Genomic DNA, 2,711 nt, shown 5'->3' with positions numbered 1-2,711 from the left:
CTGATGCCGGGGTATCGGAGCGGCTGATTGGACAGCTCCTCTCCGTGATGGACGGCCTTGAACTCCTGGAGGGGGTCTTTGTACTCGCCGCCACAAACCGGCTGGACCGTGTGGATGGAGCACTCCTGAGACCCGGGCGGTTCGAACACCTTCTGAAATTGGATCTCCCCGACCAGAAGGCACGAACAGCGATCTTTGCGATCCATACCCGTCCGATGCCCTGTGAATCCGATGTCGATCTCACCCTCTATGCATCGATGACCGAAGGGATGTCGGGTGCGATCATCGCCGGTATATGTCGAAGGGCAGGTATGCTCGCAATCCTTGATTTCCCTGAAGAGACCTCTGATCTCAGTGGCTTCTCCGTATCTGACCGCCATTTCCAAACAGCTATAGAAGAGTTCGTCTTGTTTCTTTTTTTGAAACAAAAAGAGAAACCCGTGACCACGTAGATGACCTCTCAGCCCTATGAATTGTCAGGGGGGTCATCCTCCTGAACATATAACCGAGGTGAAAAAAAATGGTTGAGAAATTTAATTCGTCATCCAGCCTGGCCGATGTCATCGACCGGATTCTGGATAAGGGCGTCGTTATCGACGCATGGGCACGGGTCTCACTGGTCGGCATAGAAATCCTGGCCCTTGAAGCTCGTGTTGTGATTGCCTCTGTTGAGACGTGGCTGAAGTACGCTGAAGCCGTCGGTCTCACAGCACCTGCCGAAGAGATAGCAGCATAACTGCTGTTTTCCACCTTACAATCCCCATTTTTTGGAGGTAGGAACTATGAAACAACCATCAGAAGAACGAATCTCTCCTTATGAATCATACTCTGATGAAGCTGCCATGTACGTTGAAAAGAACCGGAAGCAGGTCGCCTCTGATCTCGCCGGATATGCACATGAGAGGAAGGATGCAGCCAATGCCTGGCGTAGAGAAGTACGACAGTTTCGTGAAGCTATCAGAGACGACATTCAGAGGCAACGCCAGGAGAGCCGTGAATTTATCAACACATGTTCACGTGAGCGGATAGCTGAAAAAGAGAAATACAAGCATTTTCAACGCTCTGTACAGGATGATATCAACCGCTATCGGAGCGAACGAGCTGAAGGGAAGAAGCAATTTGAGATTGAAATCCGAGAACACCACGCCGCGCTCAGATCCAACCGTATCGCGGAGTCAGCAGATCTCCAAAAGATGATCAGAGCGTTGAGGGACGAACGTATTCAGAAGGCAAAAGTGCTTCATGAATCCCTCTCTGCATTCAATAACTCATTAAAAGAGTCGGTTCATGCCTTTCTCCTGCGTACTGCAAGTGATCGGAAGGCATCTATGGATGAGCTCAATTTGAAGCTGATCGGATTTCAGCAGCAGAGAAGAGAGCTTCGTTTAGCAATTCTTGCAGATATACGGCAGTTACACAAAGATCTCGCCTCCGAACACCGATCTCTTGCTCATAAAACCAGAGAACTGCTCGATACATTCCATGAAGAACGTAGAAAGAACTCAATCGAATGTCAGGATTATCTTCATTCTTTTACATACTCACTCAGGAGAAGACAACAGATCTCCAGGCCGGATATCAGTACCATTGAGGTCATGGAATGTGAGAGCCAACAGGAGCCCCCACCTATCCAGCAGGAAGAATCCCAGGCTATAGACGCCCATGATGAAGATGATATCGAATCATTAAAGGAACGTATCCTTGAGGTAGTATCAGGATCTCCATCCGGCATCACCCTGACCGTAATCGGTAGCCAGATGGAGATCGAATGGAGGAAGTTGATCAGACCGGCCCGGGATCTCCTCAATGAGGGTCTGATCAGAAAAGAGGATGTGGAGTACTTCCCAAAAAAGGAGGAGGAACCAGAACAGGAACCGTACCTCCAAGAACCACCGGGTGAGTAAGCATGAGCGGTGTTGGCGGGAAGATAACCGTGATCAGTACAAAACCTGCAGAGGACTTTATTGAGACAAAAGCAATCAGTCAGTTGACCAAAAGGGGTATCAGGTACATGCAGGCGGGGTTTCCGATCCACCTCTCCGGGCCAACAGGGTGTGGGAAGACTACGCTTGCAATTCATATCGCCCATCAGATCGGCAGACCGGTCGTCCTCTTAAACGGTGACGAAGAGTTCAGTACCAGTTCACTCGTTGGGAGTGAGTTTGGGTATCGTCGATCCCGTGTCATCGATCGTTTCGTCTCCCGCGTCTACAAGGAGAACGAATCGGTCACAAAGACCTGGCTTGATGACCGGCTCACCACCGCATGCAAACTGGGTTTTACCCTGATCTATAATGAGTTCACCCGATCCCGACCTGAGGCGAACAATGTTCTCCTCTCGGTTCTTGAAGAGAAGATACTGGAGCTTCCGAGTGCTGCGCATGGGAGCAGCTATATCAAGGTCCATCCCGACTTCCGTGCGATCTTCACCTCGAACCCTGAGGAGTACGCCGGAGTGTTTCGGTCTCAGGATGCACTGATGGACCGGATGGTGACGATCCACACCGGATACTATGATGAAGAGACCGAGATTGCGATCGTGGCGAAGAAGGCAACACTCCCGATCGCCGATGCAGCGATCATAGTACAGCTCGTCCGGGATCTCAGGAGTTCCGATCTCTGTGCATCCCAGCCAACAGTCCGCTCTGCGATTGCAATAGCCCGTGCAAGCAAACTGGGGGGGGCAGAATGGTACCGGCAGGTCTGTTCTG

The 2,711-nt window shown here is 50.8% G+C and carries 4 protein-coding genes; all 4 read left to right on the top strand.

Annotation, left to right across the window (positions count from 1 at the left end; genetic code table 11):
• The coding region (locus Q7V06_RS05595) for an AAA family ATPase (RefSeq protein WP_304839275.1) at window positions 1-452 on the top strand (452 nt) is incomplete at its 5' end.
• Between the two features lie 68 nt (window positions 453-520).
• Window positions 521-736, top strand: coding sequence for a gas vesicle structural protein GvpA (gene gvpA / locus Q7V06_RS05590; RefSeq protein ID WP_304839272.1), 216 nt, complete (start codon window positions 521-523; stop codon window positions 734-736).
• Window positions 737-782: 46 nt separating this feature from the next.
• Complete coding sequence (locus Q7V06_RS05585) at window positions 783-1,904, top strand: hypothetical protein (RefSeq protein ID WP_304839270.1); 1,122 nt, start codon at window positions 783-785, stop codon at window positions 1,902-1,904.
• Window positions 1,905-1,906: 2 nt separating this feature from the next.
• Window positions 1,907-2,711, top strand: an 805-nt coding sequence (gene gvpN / locus Q7V06_RS05580) for a gas vesicle protein GvpN (protein WP_304839267.1), incomplete at its 3' end; no start/stop codon positions are given.

Origin of the sequence: Methanocalculus sp., assembly GCF_030651615.1 — an archaeon.
In the GTDB taxonomy this organism is placed as follows: domain Archaea; phylum Halobacteriota; class Methanomicrobia; order Methanomicrobiales; family Methanocorpusculaceae; genus Methanocalculus.
This window is presented reverse-complemented; position numbering and strand designations above follow the sequence as displayed.